26 protein-coding genes are annotated in these 17,288 nt (G+C 64.0%); 5 read left to right on the forward strand and 21 right to left on the reverse strand.

Translation table 11 applies throughout. The annotated features are described in order from the left end of the window. The first annotated feature begins 30 nt into the window (after positions 1-30). Positions 31-870: a hypothetical protein gene (locus CH290_RS21560; protein WP_094620587.1), complete on the forward strand. Its 840-nt coding sequence runs from the start codon at positions 31-33 to the stop codon at positions 868-870. Continuing rightward, positions 867-1,217, forward strand: coding sequence for a hypothetical protein (locus tag CH290_RS21565; protein WP_037162050.1), 351 nt, complete (start codon positions 867-869; stop codon positions 1,215-1,217). The genes CH290_RS21560 and CH290_RS21565 overlap by 4 nt, the downstream gene beginning before the upstream one ends. Positions 1,218-1,799: 582 nt before the next feature. Here the strand turns inward: CH290_RS21565 and CH290_RS21570 are convergent. From CH290_RS21570 to CH290_RS21590, 6 genes are read right to left on the reverse strand one after another with little or no spacing between them, the layout of a single operon-like run. Continuing rightward, positions 1,800-2,264, reverse strand: a complete 465-nt coding sequence (locus CH290_RS21570; RefSeq protein ID WP_094620588.1) for a hypothetical protein — start codon at positions 2,262-2,264, stop codon at positions 1,800-1,802. Positions 2,265-2,310: 46 nt separating this feature from the next. After that, on the reverse strand, positions 2,311-2,565 hold the full coding sequence (locus tag CH290_RS21575; RefSeq protein ID WP_037162053.1) for a hypothetical protein: 255 nt from the start codon (positions 2,563-2,565) through the stop codon (positions 2,311-2,313). Between the two features lie 44 nt (positions 2,566-2,609). After that, a complete protein-coding gene (locus tag CH290_RS21580; RefSeq protein ID WP_037162056.1) occupies positions 2,610-3,428 on the reverse strand; it encodes a hypothetical protein in 819 nt (272 codons plus the stop codon). A gap of 14 nt (positions 3,429-3,442) precedes the next feature. Next, positions 3,443-4,054, reverse strand: coding sequence for a DnaB-like helicase N-terminal domain-containing protein (locus CH290_RS21585; RefSeq protein ID WP_052061990.1), 612 nt, complete (start codon positions 4,052-4,054; stop codon positions 3,443-3,445). 39 nt (positions 4,055-4,093) lie between these two features. Further along, positions 4,094-4,249, reverse strand: coding sequence for a hypothetical protein (locus tag CH290_RS30325; protein WP_155291640.1), 156 nt, complete (start codon positions 4,247-4,249; stop codon positions 4,094-4,096). 30 nt (positions 4,250-4,279) lie between these two features. Next, the gene (locus tag CH290_RS21590; RefSeq protein WP_037162059.1) at positions 4,280-4,510 is read right to left on the reverse strand and encodes a glutaredoxin family protein; all 231 of its coding nucleotides are present in this window, start codon (positions 4,508-4,510) and stop codon (positions 4,280-4,282) included. Positions 4,511-5,004: 494 nt separating this feature from the next. Here CH290_RS21590 and CH290_RS30330 point away from each other — a divergent pair, with 494 nt between their 5' ends. After that, positions 5,005-5,178: a hypothetical protein gene (locus CH290_RS30330; protein ID WP_155291641.1), complete on the forward strand. Its 174-nt coding sequence runs from the start codon at positions 5,005-5,007 to the stop codon at positions 5,176-5,178. A 173-nt stretch (positions 5,179-5,351) separates the two neighbouring features. Here the strand turns inward: CH290_RS30330 and CH290_RS21595 are convergent, their stop codons facing one another. The 8 genes from CH290_RS21595 to CH290_RS21625 form a co-directional block, all read right to left on the reverse strand. Next, entirely contained in the window at positions 5,352-6,374 is a 1,023-nt protein-coding gene (locus CH290_RS21595; RefSeq protein ID WP_052061991.1) for a DUF4192 domain-containing protein, read from the reverse strand. A gap of 55 nt (positions 6,375-6,429) precedes the next feature. Then, positions 6,430-6,570 carry a hypothetical protein gene (locus tag CH290_RS30335; RefSeq protein WP_170947654.1) on the reverse strand — a complete coding sequence of 47 codons (141 nt, stop codon included), beginning with the start codon at positions 6,568-6,570 and terminating at the stop codon, positions 6,430-6,432. A gap of 492 nt (positions 6,571-7,062) precedes the next feature. Beyond that, positions 7,063-7,566 carry a hypothetical protein gene (locus CH290_RS21600; protein WP_037162061.1) on the reverse strand — a complete coding sequence of 168 codons (504 nt, stop codon included), beginning with the start codon at positions 7,564-7,566 and terminating at the stop codon, positions 7,063-7,065. Between the two features lie 45 nt (positions 7,567-7,611). Next, entirely contained in the window at positions 7,612-7,893 is a 282-nt protein-coding gene (locus tag CH290_RS21605; protein WP_037162064.1) for a hypothetical protein, read from the reverse strand. 38 nt (positions 7,894-7,931) lie between these two features. Continuing rightward, positions 7,932-8,186, reverse strand: a complete 255-nt coding sequence (locus tag CH290_RS21610) for a hypothetical protein (protein WP_037162067.1) — start codon at positions 8,184-8,186, stop codon at positions 7,932-7,934. Positions 8,187-8,272: 86 nt separating this feature from the next. Further along, positions 8,273-8,623 carry a hypothetical protein gene (locus tag CH290_RS21615; RefSeq protein ID WP_037162070.1) on the reverse strand — a complete coding sequence of 117 codons (351 nt, stop codon included), beginning with the start codon at positions 8,621-8,623 and terminating at the stop codon, positions 8,273-8,275. Beyond that, on the reverse strand, positions 8,623-8,976 hold the full coding sequence (locus tag CH290_RS21620) for a hypothetical protein (protein WP_037162073.1): 354 nt from the start codon (positions 8,974-8,976) through the stop codon (positions 8,623-8,625). Before CH290_RS21620 ends, CH290_RS21615 begins: the two co-directional genes overlap by 1 nt. Positions 8,977-9,079: 103 nt before the next feature. Further along, a complete protein-coding gene (locus tag CH290_RS21625; RefSeq protein ID WP_141216121.1) occupies positions 9,080-10,039 on the reverse strand; it encodes a hypothetical protein in 960 nt (319 codons plus the stop codon). 115 nt (positions 10,040-10,154) lie between these two features. Between CH290_RS21625 and CH290_RS21630 the strand changes: the two genes are divergently transcribed. Further along, complete coding sequence (locus CH290_RS21630) at positions 10,155-10,355, forward strand: plasmid mobilization protein (RefSeq protein ID WP_037162078.1); 201 nt, start codon at positions 10,155-10,157, stop codon at positions 10,353-10,355. 349 nt (positions 10,356-10,704) lie between these two features. On the opposite strand, the gene CH290_RS21635 is transcribed toward CH290_RS21630, so the two are convergent. The 7 genes from CH290_RS21635 to CH290_RS30015 all read right to left on the reverse strand — a co-directional run bounded on the left by CH290_RS21635 (position 10,705) and on the right by CH290_RS30015 (position 16,020). Next, positions 10,705-11,058 carry a hypothetical protein gene (locus tag CH290_RS21635; RefSeq protein WP_094620589.1) on the reverse strand — a complete coding sequence of 118 codons (354 nt, stop codon included), beginning with the start codon at positions 11,056-11,058 and terminating at the stop codon, positions 10,705-10,707. Then, the gene (gene imuA', locus CH290_RS21640; RefSeq protein WP_052061992.1) at positions 11,055-11,942 is read right to left on the reverse strand and encodes a DnaE2-dependent mutagenesis accessory factor ImuA'; all 888 of its coding nucleotides are present in this window, start codon (positions 11,940-11,942) and stop codon (positions 11,055-11,057) included. The genes CH290_RS21635 and imuA' overlap by 4 nt, the downstream gene beginning before the upstream one ends. 40 nt (positions 11,943-11,982) lie before the next feature. Next, positions 11,983-12,189, reverse strand: a complete 207-nt coding sequence (locus CH290_RS21645) for a hypothetical protein (protein WP_037162082.1) — start codon at positions 12,187-12,189, stop codon at positions 11,983-11,985. 137 nt (positions 12,190-12,326) lie between these two features. Then, positions 12,327-12,536 (reverse strand): hypothetical protein, encoded by a 210-nt coding sequence (locus tag CH290_RS21650; RefSeq protein ID WP_037162085.1) that lies wholly within the window; start codon positions 12,534-12,536, stop codon positions 12,327-12,329. Between the two features lie 765 nt (positions 12,537-13,301). Continuing rightward, on the reverse strand, positions 13,302-13,559 hold the full coding sequence (locus CH290_RS21655) for a PLD nuclease N-terminal domain-containing protein (RefSeq protein ID WP_080738331.1): 258 nt from the start codon (positions 13,557-13,559) through the stop codon (positions 13,302-13,304). A 278-nt stretch (positions 13,560-13,837) separates the two neighbouring features. Continuing rightward, positions 13,838-15,133 carry a CitMHS family transporter gene (locus CH290_RS21660; RefSeq protein WP_037162089.1) on the reverse strand — a complete coding sequence of 432 codons (1,296 nt, stop codon included), beginning with the start codon at positions 15,131-15,133 and terminating at the stop codon, positions 13,838-13,840. Positions 15,134-15,219: 86 nt separating this feature from the next. Next, entirely contained in the window at positions 15,220-16,020 is an 801-nt protein-coding gene (locus tag CH290_RS30015; RefSeq protein ID WP_037162091.1) for an IclR family transcriptional regulator, read from the reverse strand. 184 nt (positions 16,021-16,204) lie between these two features. On the opposite strand from CH290_RS30015, the gene CH290_RS21675 reads away from it, so the two are divergent. Then, positions 16,205-17,185: an alpha/beta hydrolase gene (locus tag CH290_RS21675; RefSeq protein WP_052061993.1), complete on the forward strand. Its 981-nt coding sequence runs from the start codon at positions 16,205-16,207 to the stop codon at positions 17,183-17,185. Positions 17,186-17,288: the final 103 nt, after the last annotated feature.

Below are 17,288 nucleotides of genomic sequence, written 5' to 3' on the forward strand. Positions count from 1 at the left end.
GCGGCGCGCCGTCTCCCGAAAGGTCCTTTCATGACATCGACATCGGAGCAGTCCGCTCCTCCACCGCCGCCGGCTGATTCGCACACTCCGTCCGGCTCGGTTCCCACACTGTTGTCCGTCGAGATCGCCACTCTCGATCAGTACGGCGATCCTGGGTTCGTGCACACCCGCGGCCACTTCTACACCCACTCCACCGCGGCCCGGTTCGCGATCACTCAAGCCGAGGCGGTCACCGAGCTTCGTGAGGACGACGAGCTCGCCGTCACCGTCACCCGTCAGGGCGAGGGCTACACCGACACCGACGTCCTGCTGGTCGGCACGACCGGCGAGATCGTGTGCGCGCTGGCGGCGATCCCGAATTACGCCGCCGGTGTCCGCGGCGCCGAACTCACTGCACCACAGTACGTACAGGAGGTGGTGGCGGCAGTAGCGGCTACGCGGTCGCCGCTCGATGCAGAGCACGAGCGCATCGATGTGCTCGAAGTCCAGGTCCGCTCGGTGCGTCCGGATCCGCTGCCGGATTCGACGACTGTGCTCGGTGAGTATCCGGTCGATCCGGCGCGCCACGTCGCCGGCGCACTCGTCGAGCAACTGATTGCCGCTGCACCGGGGCGTATCGAGGGCGCGGTCACCGAGATCGACGCGCGTAAGGTCGTGCTGGTCTCGCACAGCGTCGAACTCTCCGACTCCGACGCTGCTGCCGTGGAGCGGTACGAGAAGATCACCCGGCTACGCGCGAACCTCGCCGCCCTCGATGCTGACGCCGACGCGAGCGAGGTCCTCGACCTGGTTGCCGAGCATCAGCGTCTACACGCGCATACTGTCCGCGCCGGCGGCCACGCCGCACAGACCAACGGGGTTCGGTCATGAGACGTGACGACCTGTCCGAGTCGGACCGTGCCGAGCTGGAGATCCTGGCTCAACTGTGTTCACCGGAGGCGGTGGCGGCGTTCGAGCTGATGTGCTGCTCTGTCCGGGTCGAGACCGCGCCGCGGTTCGTCGACCTGCTCCGTACCGTCAACGCGCTGTCCGGTCCGGGGTTCGCCGAGAGGGCGTCGGCGGAACTGCTCGAGGTGGTGGCCTCCACCGGTGAGGTCGAGCTGATGGCGCGTCACAGCGTCGGTCTCGACGACCCGATCGGGGCGTTGGCGCTCGCGCAGCTGATCCGCACCATCGCAGACAATCGGGCCACGTTGGGGGAAGCGTTCGGGCTCTGAACGAGGCCGCCGCCGACCGGCTGCGTGTGAATCTGTCGGTGGCGGTGGTTACGCTCGACTGTGGTTGCGTTCGGCCCTCCCCCATGTGGCGACGCGACCACGGGCGCGGGGAACTCGTTTCTTCCCCACCCCCCTGGGAAGTGAGACGAACCCCCGTTTCCCGCGCCCCCTCTTCTTCGTTCCGGTCCCCGGAGCGTTCGCTCGGTACCGACCGCCGGCCGTTGTGTGTAGCGTTCTCGGTCGCCGCGCATGCAGCAGCTGTCGCCGTGAGGCGGCGGAGCTGGTGTGTGCGGCTATCAAGGGGCGGGTGCGGGCGCGGTGCGCTGCCCGACGAGCTGAGGGGGTCGGCGGGCAGCTTCTGCCCGCGCCCGCTTCTCTCCCCACTGCGGCCACGCCGAGCCGTGGTTGCGCACAGTTTCGAAACGCAGTGTCGGGGAAATGACCTGGATGCACCGCACGGGGTCTGCGCTCGCAGTTTCCCGGCGGCGCAGTGTGTTCGGGGTGTGCGGGGCGAGAGAAACCAATCCCATCGTCTGGTCGACCTCCGCGCCCGCGCACCCCGAACCGGACCACCCTTGTGTGTTATCCGGTGGTGATCGGTCTTTCCCACCGTCCGGTGTGTCCGTTGAAGATTCGGCCGTCGCCATCGGGGATGCGGGTGTCGCGGCCGTGCGACCAGGTGCCAACGCGCAGGGTGGTGTCGTCGAGGTCCATCGGCCGGCCGCGTTCGTCGTGGACGATTCCGGCCCACACCATCGATTGGGTGCGCACCGCGCCGGATTGTGCAAGGACACGGCAGTGGGCGAGCAGTGGGCATTCGAGCCTGCAGGCGCGCACTGCTGCGCGTAGTCCGTCGCGTCCGGTGCGGTCGATGTCCCATCCGCTTGGATTCTTTCGGCACGGTATCGGCGCTTCGGGAGCAGTCAACTGTGCCTGCGCCTCGTCGACGCTGATTCCTCGTGCATCGCCCCGGGCTTGGTCGGCTGCCGAGCGCTGTAGTGGACGCGCTACGTCCGTTGTGGGTGACCGTACGGGCTGAGCGGTCATGTCTCCCTCGCATTCTGGGTGCTGGCGGCTCGCATGCGGGGGCAACTCAGTGAATCGAGGCGGGCGAGGACTGCTGATCGTGCTGCCTGCGGTGTGTGCGGCGTTCGATGACCGAGACCCACACCAGTGTCAGGTTGACTCCGAGCAGCACGCCGACCACGGCACCAGCGCCGAGGGTCGCTCCGTCGGTGGGTAATACGCCGGCCCCGATCGACGCGGACAGCCCGGTGGTGATGATCGCGACCGCGATCATCGTCAGGCTCAGTACCCAGCGCAGCGCCGGAGTGAGAGTGATGGTCATGGTTGTCCCCCCTGGACGTGTGACGGATGTGTGCCGTGCTGGTGTTACTGCGGCCATCCTCGAACGAGGACGGTGGTGGCGCGGTGGAGCTCGTTGAGTGACTCGACGAGGAAGCTCAGCCACCCGGCGGCGGTGGGCGGGTTCGGGACGAGGGTTGAAGGAAAAGCGTTCTGGGCGTCGGTGTCGAGCTCGTTGTAGTCGTCGGGGTAGTCGGTGGTGCGGCCGTCGACGACGTTCGGGGCACCGGCGATGTCGTAGGTGATCTGGAAGACGATCTCGTACTGGTTCGATTCGGTGAACGTCGCACCGAGCGTGAGATCGCCCCACCTCTGCCGGTCGTAGGTGATCACGCCGCTGTCGAGGGCGGCTTGCAGGAGCCAGTGTTGCTGCAGCCGCAGCAGTGAGTCGTTCCCGGTCGGGTCTTGCACGACATCGTCACCGAGGTCCTGGACGCGGTCTGCGTGAAATGTCAGCAGCGGCGGTTCGGCGGTGGGGTCGCTGGCGCTCATGAATGTTTCCTCCGCTGTCTCGGTGCCGGTGTCGTCCGGATCGGTGTAGGTGTGGGTGATGACGAGGACACCGGTGTCGGTGTGCAGGTTGGCGCTGTCTCCGAGTGCGTCGACGAGTCGATCGGCGAGCAGTGCGGCGTCGGCGGCGAGGTAGGTCCCGACGGTGGTCCATGTGGCGGGGTCGTAGGCGATTTCGGATGCGGAGCAGACCTGCACGGTCAGTGCGCCGGTTCCGGGTTCGGCGTGCTCGAGATCCGTCGCGGCGTCGGCGGCGGCGGTGATCGCTCCGCGGACGGCTGCGGGGAGCGCGTCGGCTGTCTCCGTGTCGGTGTGGGGTGTGTGTTCGTCGGTCATCGTTGTCGAGCTTGTCATGCCGGGTTCTCACCGGCGGGGGTCTCTGCCCGTCGGAACTGATTGAGCCGGTGGAAGTAGCTGCGTTGGCGGCGGCCGTGTTCGACCATGTGCTCCATCAGGTATTCCTCGGGGAGCTCTTCGGCGGCTTGGGTGATCGATGCGCCGGCGACGTGGAAACTGCGGCGGTAGGCCTGGGAGAGCACGATGTCGGCGTAGTGGGTGATCAGGAGCGCTTCGGCTCCGGCGGTGATGACACCGTTCAGGCGTCGGCGCAGTGGTGCGTCTTTGGCTCCGTCGGCTCCGGATCGGTGCAGCGCGTGAGCGATGGTAGCCGCGTCGTAGGGCGCAGCTGTGGTGACGTGGTCGGCGATGATGGTGAACAGTCGTCCGTAGGCGACGTCGTCGAAGTCGTCTGCGGTGAGGGTGGCGATGATGCGCCGGGTTTCGGTGTTGTCGCTGGTGGGGTGGAAGCTCCACATGAGAGCGCACAGCAGCAGCGCTTCGGGGTCGGCCGCTGGTTCGGACGCGGCTGCGATCTCGTAGTCGTCTTCGACTGGTGCGAGGTCTGCGCGTGCGTTGTCGGCGGATCCGCTGCCCTCGTCCGGGACTGCGCGTAGTGCGTTCATGGCGGGTGGCTTTCCGGTGTCGGTGAGCGGACGGGAAGGTCAGGTGGCCGGTGTTGGGCCGGGTCGTGGGCTGCGTACGTCGGCGGGATGCCGGTCGATGCGGTGTCCCGTGCCTGCGGTGAGGGCAGCAATTTCGGCGTCGAGCTGGCGGTCGATGTAGTCCGGGTCGGGTGTGTAGGTGGGTACGAGTCGCATGACGGGTCTCTCCTTCGATAGTGGGGTTGGTCAGGCTGCGAGTTGGTCGATCCGTTCGATCCGGAAGCCGCTCCAGTGGGTGTTCTCGTCGACGACCACGACGGGCGCTTGCAGGTAGCCGAGCTCGCAGGTGACGTAGAGGCGCGCGGCGTCGTCTTCGGTGATGTCGACGATCTGGTACTCGAGGCCGCGTTTGTCGAGTCTGCTTTTCGTGGCGTCGCACTGGCCGCACGCTGGTTTGGTGTAGACGGTGATCGGCATGGTGGGCCCCTTCTCGGATGTGCTCGATGGGCTTCATTCTATCGGATATTCGGCGATATTTCTAGACTTATTCGACTACGGTAAATGGTTCAATCCAGTTGTTGTCGAGTTGGTTTCGGCATTAGACACGAACCACATTCGGCCATTGGTCACTGTGCGAAACGGATGGAGATGCCCTGTCTGTGTTGGTCCTGCCACGTCCTTTTCGCCGTCATCTGGCGCAGGGAGATGTCAGCGGCGCACGGGTGCCGGCGATCAATGCGTGGGCCGGGCATTTTTCACCGCGAGCTGTGCGAGTGTGGGTGTGAAGTGTTCGGAGCCATATAGGCCGGAGCGGTAGCGGAGCCGCGGGTTGACCGGTGGCGGGCGGGTGGCCGCATTCTCGCTCGAAGCCAGATGCCGACAAGAACGCTTCTTCTCTTGTCGCGTCGGTACGCAGCGCAGCGGAGTTCGGTGTGGGGGCCTGCCGCAGGGCGGTCGGTAGTGTGCCGGGTATGGAGCGCTCGAAGGTCGAACATGCATTGTCGAAGGTTGCGGTGAATGCGTCGCCGCCGCCGTCTGATCTGGCGTTGGAGGCGATCGTCGCGGGTGTTCCGGCGGACGAGACCCGCCCGGAGACGGGCGACTCTGTGGATTTTTCGTGGCCCCCGGGCCGGACCTCCCTCTGAGTGTTTTTCGCAGCTCGCCATAGTGTGCGTCGGCCGCGCGCCTCTGGGGTCGACACTGGTCGATTGGGCGCCTGTCGGTGTGAGGGCTCGATGCCCGATGCACCGACCCCGCGCCGGTGAGCCGGACTGCCGGGCGCGGCCACCTCGAACTGGGGGCCGCGCCCGGTCACGCGTCAGGTGTAGCTCTGGACTCGTCCGATGTGCTCGGCCACGTACTGCGGGGTGATCACGGCGATCACGTCGCTGATGAGTTTCGGCGGCGCGCCGCCGTCCAGAGCTGCGCGCAGTAGTCGGGCCAGGCTGGGCACCGGAATGGATGCGGTGTCTGCTTCGCGCTCGGCTGCTTCGATCGCGATGGCGGCGGTTGCGCCGTCGCCGGCGGCGTAGTGGAACATCGCTGCCAGGGTGAGCGCGTGCGCGCGGGCTGTTCCGGTGAGCTTGGCGGCGATTCGGGTGAATGTCTCGCCTGCGTCGCGGCCGCCGTGGGTGGCCATGGCCAGGAAGGCGTCTCGGACTTCGGGGTGTCCGGTGGCGAGTGCGAGACCGACGCGGGCGGTGAGGTCGGCGCTGGGGATCTCGCGGGCACCGATGACGGCGGCGAGCTCGTCGAACGTGACTGGCAGGAAGTCCTCGCCCATCGTCGTCGCAGCGGCCAGTGCGATCGATTCGGGAATCTGGTCGCGGTGCTCGAATCGTGCTGCGATGTCCTCGCGTCGGCCGCTGCCGGAGATGCCGTTCTCGACTGCCATTGCGGTCGATACTGGGCTGGTCGCGGTGTCGGGGACGATGCCGTCGACATTGCGGTCGAGGTCGGTGTAGATCGTCCCGGCGGTGAGGTTGTAGGCGTGCAGGGCACTGAGGGTGTCGATAGCCGATCCGGCCATTGCTTCGCGGATCGCGTCGAGTCCGATCAGTGCAGCACCGGCGTGGCCCGGGTCTGCGATCGCGGCGAGTAGCACTGCGGTGACGGGTGCGCCGTCGACGTCCTGGCGTGCTGCTGCGGCGGCGAGCTTGTGGGCGACGGTTTCGGCTCCGAATGCGTCGATACGCATGGTCATGGCGATGACGTGCGCGCCGCTGGCGTCTTTCGCGAGGGCGATGACGACGACGGAGTTTTCGGGGGTGAAACCGAGCAGTGCGGGGATGGCGGCAAGGGTGTCGGCGGCGGTAGCGATGGAGATGCGGTGTTGCGTCATGGTGAAAGCCTTTCGGTGTGTTCGGGTTTGGGTTGCTGGTCTGTTGGGTGTGGGGTTAGTTGCGGAGTTCGCGGCGTGCGGTGCGGCGGTCGCGTCGGGCGCTGGCGCGTTTGACGGTGCGGCGGATCTTCGGCTTGCCTTGGCGGTGGACGAGGATGTCGATTTCGTCGGCGGTGCTGGGATGTTGTGCGCGCATGGTGACCGTCCCTTCGAGAACTGGTGGCCGGACCTTTGCCCTGCCAATTTCTTTTGCCGTGGTGGCTGGGGAGAGAAACCAGCGCACGGGGCCGCAGTGTCAACTGGCGGGCCGGAAAGTTTTCAGCCGGAGGCGTTTTGAAAAGTTTTCGGAGCCCTTGGGCCGGGAGCGCAGCGGACGCCGGCGGTTGATGCGGAGGTCACGGGTGATGGATGCTCGCCAGAAGCCACCTACGTCAAAAGAAATTTGATGCTTTTCGATGCTTTTGAGAGCGGAGCGCAGCGGAGTTCGATTCGGGGCGGCCCGCAGGGGCGCGTGTGGCCCGTCAGGGCCTGCTGTGGGCTGGCTGCTGGCTGGTGGTGGGACGCCGGCGCCGCCGGAGCGGGAGGCTCGACGGCGGCGCAGGTGTGGGGTTACGGCTGGGTGGTGATTGTGCGGGAGCGACGGAGCGGGTTCACGCTTGGTGTCGCGGTAGCGCTGGTGTGTGTCGGTTCAGCGGTTCAGGGTTTCGTCAGCGGTGTGGGTGTCTTGTTGTCGATAGATTGCTGGTCGTCGTTGTCGTGAGGCTCTGACGATTTCGGCGATGCGTTTTTCGGCGTTGCCGGGGTTGATGGGGGTCCAGGGTTCTTCGTACACCGTTACCCTCGGCGGTTCGTTCACCGCCAAGGCCGTGGTGGTCGATGCTTCGATCGGTTGTCGGTGTCGGGTGTGTGCGATGTCGATGAGTTTGAGTGCGAGGATGCCGAGGCCTGTGAAGGTTGCGGATCCGGCGACGATGATCCAGTAGGCGCTGCTGTTGAAGGCTGTCGTCACCGTTGGCGCGTTCCCGTTCGGTTCAGTGGGGGTGATGATCCAGATCATCAGTGCCAGTGCGAGTGCGAAGGTGGCGATGCCTGCGAGTGTGTAGGCGATGAGTTTGGTTCGGTCGCTTACTGCTTTCGTGATCGGTTTCTTGCTGGTTGCGGATGCTGTTGCGAGTGTTTGTTCGGTGTTCATTGCGGTTCCCCCCGGGCTGTTGTCGTTGGTGTCGGTCGTGTCTTCCTATGTGGTGGTCTGTCGGTCGTCGCGTCGTTGTTTGGTGCGCATGATGATGGTTGCGACGCCGATCGAGACGGTGATGATGGTGACGAGGACTTTGAGCACCCAGTGCACGGCGTTGTGGGTGTCGGTGAGGGTGGTCCAGATGCCGATGGTGAGCAGGATCAGTGCGGTGAGGATCGCGAGGTCGATGGCGGTTCGGTGTGTGCGTCCTGTGGTGTCGTCGATGCGCAGCGCTACTGCGGTGACGGCGAGGAGGACGATGCCTCCCGCGATGATGAACATTGTTGGGTTCCTTCCGGGCAGGTGAGCTGAATCGAGCCTCAGGAGATGGCGTGTGCCCGTTCTTGTTCCGCTTCTGACCTCTCGGGTGCTGACAGAAGCTGGATGTAGCGGGTGAGGACGGCAAGTGTGAGTGCGCCGAAGACGACTGTGGTGATCCAGTGGGTGTGTTCGATTGCTTGGGTCCATCCGGTTGCTGCGCTGAGCCCTGCGAGCGTGATGAGCCAGGTGAGGTGGCGGTGGGTGACTGCGAGCCGGGCTTGTGTCTGTGCCGACGGCGGTGTGGTGCTGCGCATTCATGTGTAGCCGTGGAGGGCAACGGCGGTGAGGCTGAGACCGAGCCATAGGGCGGTGAGGGTGTATCCGAGGAGGTTCATGGTGGTCACTCGCGGTTGCGGGCGCGGGTGCGGTCGTTGATGTCGTCGGTGGCGATCTGGTCGAGGAAGGTCGGTGTGCGTTGCTGGCGGAGCTTGCGGAGGTAAGCGATCGGCACGGCGGGACCGATGAGTGCTCCGAGGACGAGGATTACGGTCGTGGTCGTGGACAGGGTGCTGTCGGCGAGCACGGCGAGGATGACGAAGAATCCACTGAGGGACCAGTGGAGCTGTGCGCTACGAAAGTTCTTCGACGAGGAGGGTCCGACGACGTAGCGGTAGTGGAAGTAGGTCGCGGCGATGATGTTGATCGCGGCAAACACCTTGTCGACGCCTGCGACGATGTCGATGAAGTTCATCAGTGGTTCTTCCCTGTCTCGGCCATGTGGACTGTGGTGTTGATGGCCTGGATGGTCGCGGCGTCGGTTCTTCGCGCCCAGTTGCGGACCGCGATGGCTGCACCCAGGGTTCCGAGTGTCAGTGCGACGAGGGTGAGATCGGCGCCGCCTCGCCACACGAGGGTGAAGTTGTACAGCGCGAGGCCGAATGCGGCGGTGAAGAGCAAGAAGCCGACGTTCCGTAGGGCGCGTTCTCGGTGGTCGCTGTGGGCGAGTGCGGCGGCGGTGTAGTCGCCGACGTGGTCGCTGGTGTAGTCGGCGAACAGTGTGTCGCGGGCCTGTCGTTGGGCTGTGTATGCGGTGATGATGTTCATCGGTGGTGGTTCTCCCCCTGCGATTGGCGTCGTAGTGATGGTGATGCTGCCAGGTGGGTGCGACATTAGGTTCTACCTGTTCGCGCCCACCTGACGCCCGTGTTCAACTGGTGAGTTGTTTGCGTGTGACGGTTTCTATAGCGGTCTTGGCTGTGGCGTAGACACGGTCGGGGACGGTGATCAGACCGTTCGAGAGCCGCTGCACGGCCTCGACGGCGGACTCCCGTTCCCCTGCAGCTGCGGTGTCGTCGAGGGCAAGCTCAAGCGCGCTGTGTATGCGTCGCACGGTGCGCTTGTCGTCGTCGGTCAGCACACCCATTCCGACTGCTCGCGCGTGTCGGTCTGCGGTGTTCCACGCGCTCAGTGCGGCACGGGAAGCGTCGGCGAACGCTTGTACACGATCGGGGGCGGCGGGGCAGGTGTCGGTGTCGAGCGCACCGGCACCTGCGAATGCGTCGATGAACGCGGCCGTGCGAGGCTGGTCGAGGTCGTCGAGTAGCGGCCGGGTGAAGATTGCGTACGGGTCGGCGAGGTATTCGGCGTAGGCGCCTGCGACCTGGGAGTAGACGGCTTTCGCGGCCTCGAAGTCGGCAGCCAGTGTGTCGGCTGCTGCGCGGCGGTCGAGGATGCGGTGCCGGGTGCGGACGATGAGATATCCGGTGAATGCCAGGGCGGCGAGCGCGGTTCCTGCGGCGCCGATCCAGAGCGCTGGTGTCCAGTCGATGAATCCACTGGGCGCCGAGCCAATCGGGGCGGGCGCGATGTCGGTGGTGGGGGTGTCGATGGGTGGTGTGCCCGCGGCGGCCTCGTCGGAGCTGGGTTCGAAGAGCTCGAGACCCACCGCCATGACTGATGCCATTAGGGCGAAGATGAATCCGCCGATCAGCGCCGCGAGGGCATTGCCGAGTTCGACCTCGTCGTCGGCGGGGTCGAGTGGTCTGGTCATTAGGTAGCCGCCGACTATGCAGCTGACGATTCCCAGGAATGCGACGCCCCATAAAATCGCTTTGAGGACGTACAGCAGGTTCGGTTCACCATCAGGTAGTGGCGGCTCGTGATTCATTCGTTCCCCCGAATAGGATTGTGATGCAGCGATTTATGCTCGCTCGTTCACCATTTATCGTAGTCGTCTAAATGGGGTCGCGCAACTGCTTTTGCGTAGTTGGTAATATCGGTGCATGGCGCAGCGTGGTAGGCCGAAGTCGGAGGGGCCGACGCGTGATTTCGTGGTGTCGGTGCGTTTGACGGAGTCGGAGCATGACGAGGTGGCCCTGGCTGCGGATGCTGCGGGGGTGTCGTTGTCTGCGTATTTGCGGGCTCGGGGTGTTGCTGCTGCGAAGCGTTCGGTGCGTCGGGGTGCGTCGTCGCTGGAGTCGTGAATACCGCTGGGGCCGTTCGGTGGCCCGCGTGCCGGGTCAGGTGTTGTTGAGTTTGTCGAGGTAGCTGTCGTCGCCTGCCGGGTGCTCGTCGTCTGGGCGGGGTTCGTCGCCCTCGGTTGGTGCTGGCGACGGTGTGGTGGCGGGGATGAAGTGGTCGGGTTTGGTGAGGTACGGGTAGACCCCTGTTCCGGGGGTCTCGTTTTCAGGCCGTGACCAGGCCGTCGTCCTGGATGTCGCGGATGACGACACTGGATGCGTCGGGGGCGATGTGGACGCGGTCACCGATGTTCATGGGTCTCCTGTGTTTTCTGGTCGAGCGTGTGTTCATTGTTTCGCATGACCGGCGGGGTCACTGCATCGGTGTGAGGGCACTGCTGGGGACCCACTGGCCTTGTAAATCCAAGTGGCCCTTTCCGTTTCCGGTCGGTACGGAGAAGCTCACGCGTGCGAGCCAGGCGCCGTTGGCGAGTCTGGCCCATGCCGAGAGGGTGCCTTGGACCTTGATGTCGACACTGAGGCCTTCAGCTCTCACGCGAAGAGGTGTGCCGTCGCGCAGCGAGGTGTCCGAGGATCCGGGGAGGGCGTGCGAGACAGAGACGATGACGGGTTGTGGTGGGTCGACTGTGCGGCGTGTGGGTGGGTCGAAGGTGACGGGCCAGCGTGCGAACAGCTCGCCGGCGTCGGGTTCGTGGTGGGTGGTCATTGCGCGGCCGCCAGTGACCGGCGGGTGGTGTCGGCACCTGCGGCGTGATCGACGGCGGCGGGTGTCCATGTCATCTGCTGGCCGGGGCCGTAGGTGGGTGCGGTGAGGGTGTAGCGGCCGGTGCGCATCGGTGTTCCGCGGCCGTGGACGCTGGTGGCGATGGTGATCGCGCGTAGGCGTCCTCGTCCTTGTTCGATGCCGGCGACGGCGACTGTTCTGGATTGGATGCTCAGGTCGGTGCCGGGCATCCGTCCGTCGGTCACTGCCAGCACTGCGGTGTGACTTCGACAGCGTGCCAGGAGTGCACGCGCACGAGTCGGTGCGACGTCGCGGCCACCGAGGGTGGTGACGACCAGATCGACGCCGTCGAGACAAATGCTGGCGGCGTCGAGAGCCGTAGATGGGTCTCCGGGATTGACGAGTGCAATCTTGCTGAGGTCTCCGCCTTGTTCGTGGACGGCGAGGAGCCCGAATTTGGGTTGGCCGATGATCGCGACGTGGTGGCCGGCGGCACTGGCGGCGGCGACGAGGCCGACGAGGACCGATCCGGCTCCGGTCACCGACGCGACTGTTCCGCGGGCCAGCGCGCCGTGTGGGAGCAGTTCCGCCAATGGCAGGGGTACCGGAATGGTGCGCAGTGTTCGTGCGCGCACGGCAGGCGAGCGGGTGTCGCGGTCGGCGGGAGGCTCATCGTCGACGGCGGGGATCATCGACGGCTCTCGCGTCGACGCGGGTACCGCCGCGAGGGGCACTTGCTCGGCGGGGAGGTCGGTGGGCGCGTGGTCGCGGCGTCCGGGGATGGCGGCCATTCGCTTGCGGAGGGCGTCGAGCTGAGCGGTTTTGTCGAGCCCGGTCAGGTCCGGGATCGGGTCGGCTGCGGCCATGGAATCGACCTTTCGCCGTGCCGATGGGACACCCCGAAATCTACTCGAACGAGTGTTCGATGTCGAATGTGGGGATCGGCGGGGCTGGTACGTCCGGTTCGAGGGCGGTGTGCCACCAGGGGTAGCCGCGGCGTAGGTGTCGGTGGGCTGCGAGTGTGGCTTTGACCTGCTGTAACGCTGCCGCTATGTGTGGGTCGTCGGGGTCGAGGCCTTCGTCGCGGATCGCTTGCCGTTCGTCGTCGTCCATATCTGATTGGACGCCACTGGGCACGGGTTGGTTCCGACACCGTTCATTCGTTCGAATGGTTGAGCCGGGCACCGGTGGATGGAGCTTGTGCGCGTGCCGGTGGTGACCCCGCCCGTGTGGGCGGGGCCGGGCGGTGTTCAGGCGGTGCGGTGTTTGGTGAGGAAGTGTTCCCAGAGGCGGTCTGGGATGTTGGCGGGTGCGGTGTAGTGGCCGGTGGCGCTGAGTCCGGAGCCGGGGAGTCCGGCGTGGTGGATGACGGCGTGGAGGCCGCCGAGGTTGTGGGTGGTGATTGTTGCGCCGCGGTTGAGCGCTTCGGAGGCGATGGCGGTGAGCCGGTCGGGGTACATGAGCGCGTTCCTTTCGAGGTTCGGATGAGACGCAGCGGTCGGGCATGCTGAGTGCCTCTATCAACTTCGCAACGCACTACGGCGCGGCTGAGGGCGAACTACCTGAGGTTTGGCCCGGTGATTAGCGAATGCCGTTTACAACCGAAGGCAAGGTGAGACCCCCGCGGGTGATCGAATTGGGTCCACGACATCACCGAGGACGCCCGTAAACTGTTCATCAACGAAGCCCTCCTCGGTCGCTGGATTTCCGAAAAGCGCTGATACACCGACGCCACTACGACTTCCGGTGACCCAATCTCTGTCTCCTGCCGAACAGACCGAAATTGCCCGGCTACACAAGCAGATCTGCAGATCTCACGTTGCGGCACCGTCGTCGCGCCCGATGCGCAGACCGCATCCGCACCGCCAAAGAGGACAGGACTCATCAACTGTTCCTTTGCCGGTTCGACCGGAACCGCATTCGGTTGATGATCGTCCAGTTCGCCGTCTGCCTCGTCGCAAGTCGGATGCAGATCTTGCATTCACCTATTACGACACACGCAGGTGGTAGCGGAACGAGTTCGTCGGCGAATCTCGTCGGCCTACCGGCCGCAACGCACGCCCGGCGTACCGCTTGCGGTTGTAGAAGGAGAGTCATGGTCAAATCTGATCGTCACCGCACCGACACGATTGGCGTCACTGCCGACACCAGCCGCCCTCAAGAGTCCAACGATCGGCAAGACGCCCTCGGACTGTCGATCCGAACACCGGACCGAGCGCCAACCGCTAGGACACCGACCCACCTCCGAAACTCGAGTTGCGTCCCCATACAAACCACACCAGCGGACCCAAAAATGGAAAAGCGAACACGGCGAGAACCCACAATGCTTTACCTGACGAAGTGTAGCTCCGTGATCGAACAATGCTCACAAGTGCTGCGACGAACAATACACAAGCGCCTAGAACGATCACCAGGATCAGCGCGGCGAAGCCTAATCCGAAAACTTGTTCCGCCGGTGACCCGTCCTGCTGCGCGAATACCATATTGGCATTTCCTTTCGGGAAAGTAGTGGATTTTTGTTTGGAAAAATTCCGCACCCGCCACCCCGGTCGCCGCCATTCTGGCCTGAGCGTCCTTCTGCGACCAAATGTGTCGTAGCCTTTCGGATCCGAGAAAGCTAGGTGGATCGCGGTAATGTAGCCATTGATAGGCCAGGTCGGGGCTAATTCTGTCCCGACGTCGGCGCGTCCTCCTTCCCTGTTAGCGCGGTACTTTGCTCCAGTTCGCGATCAGCTCTAGCTCTGGTTTCGGCTACACGTTGTCAGAGTGGGACTGCTCCAGTTGCCAGTGCAGTCATCAAGATGACTACCGATACTCCGAAGCCGTATTTCGCTCCGAATTTGAAGATGACGCCGTAGTCCATGCGCATCAATCCCAGGAGCACGAACAAAGCTGCGACCGTCGGGCTGAACGCGTGCAGGGGTTGGGCAACAACCGATGCTCGCGCGATGGACTCCGGCGAGACTCCGAATTCTGTTGCAGTGCTCGATAATACAGGAAGCACTGCGAAGTAGAAGGTGTCTTGTTGGATGATGAATGTGAGCGGGAATGCCAGCAGTGCAGTGGCCAGCGGGATGAAGTTTCCTGCGCTCTCGGGTACCAGCGAGGTCATACTGAGCGCGAGGCTTTCCGCCATGCCCGTCTCTGCGAGCACGCCCGTGAACACCCCGGCGGCGAAGATCAGTGAGGTCACCGGAATCATGTTGGGAGCGTGACGTGCGAGGAGGTCTCGTTGGATCGTAAGGTTGGGGTAGTTCAGAACGAGTGCTACCGCAGCACCAGAGATGAACAGGAACACGGGCGCCACCCAGCCTGCGATCAGAGGGATCATGACTGCGAGGGCGAGGACGACGTTCACCCAGAACAATTTCGGTCGCCTCAAGCTCGAGTCGTCGTTGTCGAGGCCATCGTAATCGATGCCCTCGATTGCGGTGGCAACGTTGCCGCCGAGGCGCTTGCGCTCAGAACGGCCGAGCAGATAGCTGAATCCGATTACTGCCGAGACGCCCGCCAGCTGAGGCACAATGAGCGGGAAGTACAGTTCGCTGACATCGACATCCAGGGACACAGCTGCCTTGATGACCGGGCCACCCCATGGCAGCAGCGTTGCCGTCCCTGCGGACATCACCGCGACCGTGGCCAGAACCTCGAGCCGCAGTCCAAACCTGCGGTAGACACCGAGCAGAGCGGTCACCACGATGATGTAGGTCGACGATCCGTCCCCATCGACGGCGACCAGTAGCGTCAATACCGCGGTGCAGACGACGATCCGAAGCGGATCCGCTTTCATTATTCGGCGTAGCAGGTTGATGACGGGGTCGAAGATGCCTGCATCGAGTAACACAGCGAAAAAGAGGATGGCGAAAAAGATAAGCGCGGCGGTCGGTGCGACTTTGGCAATGCCTTCGGTGACGATTGTGTCGATGGAACCACCGAAGCCGGCAACGACCGCGAAAACTATCGGCACGAGAACGAGTGCCACGAGCACAGATGTCCTCTTGCTCAGGATGACGGCGAGGAATACCGCCAGCATGAGAACCGTGATGAGGGTGAGCATTGCTGCACTCCAGTCTGGTGAAAGGGTTCGAGCACGACCTCGGGCCGGGCGAGAGCTGTTGCGACGCAGAACAGTGCGCACTCGTGTCATGCAACGTATTGGCGGCCCGCGAAGGTATCGGGTAGCAGAGCTGTGACCTCCCGCGCGATGCCGACCACGGTCATCGCGTGTTTGCGGGCCAACTCGCGCGCGGACAGACGCTGAGCGGAAACAGTGATGTTGAGAGCCCCTACAGCGCGCCCGGACGGTGCGCGCAGGGGTGCGGCGAGGGAACGATGTTCGAGAGTGGTCTCCTGGTCGTTGAGTGCCCAGCCCCGCCGTGCCGCCTCGGTGACCGAGGCTGTGATCTCGCGCTTCGTCGTCCGTGAACGCGACGTTGCACCGTTGATGTCGATCCGGTCGAGCAGCGCCGACAACCGGTCTGTGTCGAGGGTAGACAACATTGCTCGCCCCAGTGATCCGGCGTGAATCGGAACCCGATGTCCAATGTAGATCGTGTTCGGTGGAAATTGTCGCGACGGTGTTCTGCCGACGATCACCACGTCATCTCCGTCCGGCACGGCGAGTTGCACCGTCTCTCCGGTGACGTCGCGAAGATGCGCCAGAAACGGTTCGGCAATAGAAGGCAACGTCATAGACGCGACCGTTGCCAGTCCTACAGAGATTGCTGCTGGACCTACGCGGTAACGCTTGTTCGCATCGATCTTGATCAGAAAACCGTGCTCGCACAGCGTGCGTGCCATGCGCAGGCCGGTTGCTTTGCTGACTTCTGCCGTTTCGGCGATGTCGGCCAAGGACATCTCTGGGTTTCCTGGTCCGAACGCCTTGAGGACCACCAAGCCCCTGGCGAGGGACTCGATGACGTAGTTCGTCTCGGCGTTGGTCATGGCTTTCCGTCCTGTGTTCGCGCTTGTGTGGCAACGGTCACGCCAACATAGATCGCGCGTTACTTTTGGCGCACCTTCATTTCGCACAGTGAAACGACAATGCGTCGCTTCGATCCGTGACGTAAAACCGAAACATCGATAACCGTTCCAGCTGGGGACGGGTGCACACCTGGAGGAGTTCGTCATGCCCCGTCGCACGCAGCCCGGGTTGGATTCTGACATCGCCCGAATCCTGTGCGAACGCAGCGCCGCTGGAAATGTGCCGACGTGGGCGTTGACTCCTGATCAGGCGCGAAAGGCCTCCATCGAACGAGTCGCGCAGGGAGATTCGGAACTAGCGGTGGACAACATCGTCGAGATCGAGATGAATCTTCCTGGTCGTAATCTCTGCGGACGGCTCTACCGTCAGAATCACGCCAACGACGTCGTCATCGTCTTTTTCCACGGAGGGGGATTCGTCACCGGCGACCTCGACACCCACGATCGACAGGCACGGATGCTCTGCGTGGACACAGGCCAGATGGTGTTGTCAGTACAGTACCGACTGGCGCCCGAGCATCCGTTTCCGGCAGCGTACGACGACGGCGTGGACAGCGTTCGCTGGACATGGCACAACCTGGCTGAGTTCACCCCCGACATCCCGCCGCGATCCGTCGCGGTGGCGGGCAGTAGCGCTGGTGCGAATTTGGCGGCCGGAGCAGCCCGTGTACTGGCCGGATCTCCCTTCGCCCCGATCGCCCAGCTTCTGGTGTACCCCCTCCTCGGTGGCCGAGACGATCTCGCCTCGCGAACTCAGATGGCCGATGGCTACGGATTGTCGACCAAGACCCTGAATTGGTATCTCGCGCATTACATCCCGAAAAAGTCGGATCGCTCCGACATTCGTTTCGCACCTCTGTGCGACGACCAATTTGCTTCGTTACCACCCTCTGTGATCGCGGCTGCCGGCTACGATCCTCTACGCGACGATGCGCGTATGTACGCCCACCGTCTTCGGACCAGCGGCACCCCAGTGATGTTTCTAGAGTTCGAAACCCTCAATCATGCGTTCTGGGGACTCGCGGACCGTGCACCGGAAGCCGGCCGCGCTTCTAGCCTCATGTGCCGAGCGTTTCGAGACCTCGTCGACTCCGAGGTGCGACGACGTACCGCAGGGACGAAGTAGTCAAGAGCCGACCGTTCATTGGCCCATCTGTGCAACTCAGTTACCGTACCCGGATTCGAGGTGCGCCTCGGTGATCTCGTCAGCGTGCGTCAGGTGCGAGGAA

Source organism: Rhodococcus sp. 06-156-4 (genome assembly GCF_002259345.1).
Classification (GTDB): Bacteria; Actinomycetota; Actinomycetes; order Mycobacteriales; family Mycobacteriaceae; genus Rhodococcoides; species Rhodococcoides fascians_E.

Bases quoted from the DNA above. Each gene is read 5' to 3' on its own strand.
- CH290_RS21575 (WP_037162053.1), bottom strand. From the start codon at position 2,565: ATGACCATCACTCTCACTCCGGCGCTGCGCTGGGTACTGAGCCTGACG.
- CH290_RS21620 (WP_037162073.1), bottom strand. From the start codon at position 8,976: ATGAACATCATCACCGCATACACAGCCCAACGACAGGCCCGCGACACA.
- CH290_RS21630 (WP_037162078.1), top strand. From the start codon at position 10,155: ATGGCGCAGCGTGGTAGGCCGAAGTCGGAGGGGCCGACGCGTGATTTC.
- CH290_RS21660 (WP_037162089.1), bottom strand. From the start codon at position 15,133: ATGCTCACCCTCATCACGGTTCTCATGCTGGCGGTATTCCTCGCCGTC.
- CH290_RS21560 (WP_094620587.1), top strand. From the start codon at position 31: ATGACATCGACATCGGAGCAGTCCGCTCCTCCACCGCCGCCGGCTGAT.
- CH290_RS21645 (WP_037162082.1), bottom strand. From the start codon at position 12,189: ATGGACGACGACGAACGGCAAGCGATCCGCGACGAAGGCCTCGACCCC.
- CH290_RS21595 (WP_052061991.1), bottom strand. From the start codon at position 6,374: ATGACGCAACACCGCATCTCCATCGCTACCGCCGCCGACACCCTTGCC.
- CH290_RS30335 (WP_170947654.1), bottom strand. From the start codon at position 6,570: ATGCGCGCACAACATCCCAGCACCGCCGACGAAATCGACATCCTCGTC.
- CH290_RS21675 (WP_052061993.1), top strand. From the start codon at position 16,205: ATGCCCCGTCGCACGCAGCCCGGGTTGGATTCTGACATCGCCCGAATC.
- CH290_RS21600 (WP_037162061.1), bottom strand. From the start codon at position 7,566: ATGAACACCGAACAAACACTCGCAACAGCATCCGCAACCAGCAAGAAA.
- CH290_RS30330 (WP_155291641.1), top strand. From the start codon at position 5,005: ATGGAGCGCTCGAAGGTCGAACATGCATTGTCGAAGGTTGCGGTGAAT.
- CH290_RS21650 (WP_037162085.1), bottom strand. From the start codon at position 12,536: ATGTACCCCGACCGGCTCACCGCCATCGCCTCCGAAGCGCTCAACCGC.
- CH290_RS30325 (WP_155291640.1), bottom strand. From the start codon at position 4,249: ATGCGACTCGTACCCACCTACACACCCGACCCGGACTACATCGACCGC.
- CH290_RS21565 (WP_037162050.1), top strand. From the start codon at position 867: ATGAGACGTGACGACCTGTCCGAGTCGGACCGTGCCGAGCTGGAGATC.
- CH290_RS21655 (WP_080738331.1), bottom strand. From the start codon at position 13,559: ATGGTATTCGCGCAGCAGGACGGGTCACCGGCGGAACAAGTTTTCGGA.
- CH290_RS21580 (WP_037162056.1), bottom strand. From the start codon at position 3,428: ATGACCGACGAACACACACCCCACACCGACACGGAGACAGCCGACGCG.
- CH290_RS21610 (WP_037162067.1), bottom strand. From the start codon at position 8,186: ATGCGCAGCACCACACCGCCGTCGGCACAGACACAAGCCCGGCTCGCA.
- CH290_RS21635 (WP_094620589.1), bottom strand. From the start codon at position 11,058: ATGACCACCCACCACGAACCCGACGCCGGCGAGCTGTTCGCACGCTGG.
- CH290_RS30015 (WP_037162091.1), bottom strand. From the start codon at position 16,020: ATGACCAACGCCGAGACGAACTACGTCATCGAGTCCCTCGCCAGGGGC.
- CH290_RS21625 (WP_141216121.1), bottom strand. From the start codon at position 10,039: ATGAATCACGAGCCGCCACTACCTGATGGTGAACCGAACCTGCTGTAC.
- CH290_RS21585 (WP_052061990.1), bottom strand. From the start codon at position 4,054: ATGAACGCACTACGCGCAGTCCCGGACGAGGGCAGCGGATCCGCCGAC.
- CH290_RS21605 (WP_037162064.1), bottom strand. From the start codon at position 7,893: ATGTTCATCATCGCGGGAGGCATCGTCCTCCTCGCCGTCACCGCAGTA.
- CH290_RS21570 (WP_094620588.1), bottom strand. From the start codon at position 2,264: ATGACCGCTCAGCCCGTACGGTCACCCACAACGGACGTAGCGCGTCCA.
- CH290_RS21590 (WP_037162059.1), bottom strand. From the start codon at position 4,510: ATGCCGATCACCGTCTACACCAAACCAGCGTGCGGCCAGTGCGACGCC.
- imuA' (WP_052061992.1), bottom strand. From the start codon at position 11,942: ATGGCCGCAGCCGACCCGATCCCGGACCTGACCGGGCTCGACAAAACC.
- CH290_RS21615 (WP_037162070.1), bottom strand. From the start codon at position 8,623: ATGAACTTCATCGACATCGTCGCAGGCGTCGACAAGGTGTTTGCCGCG.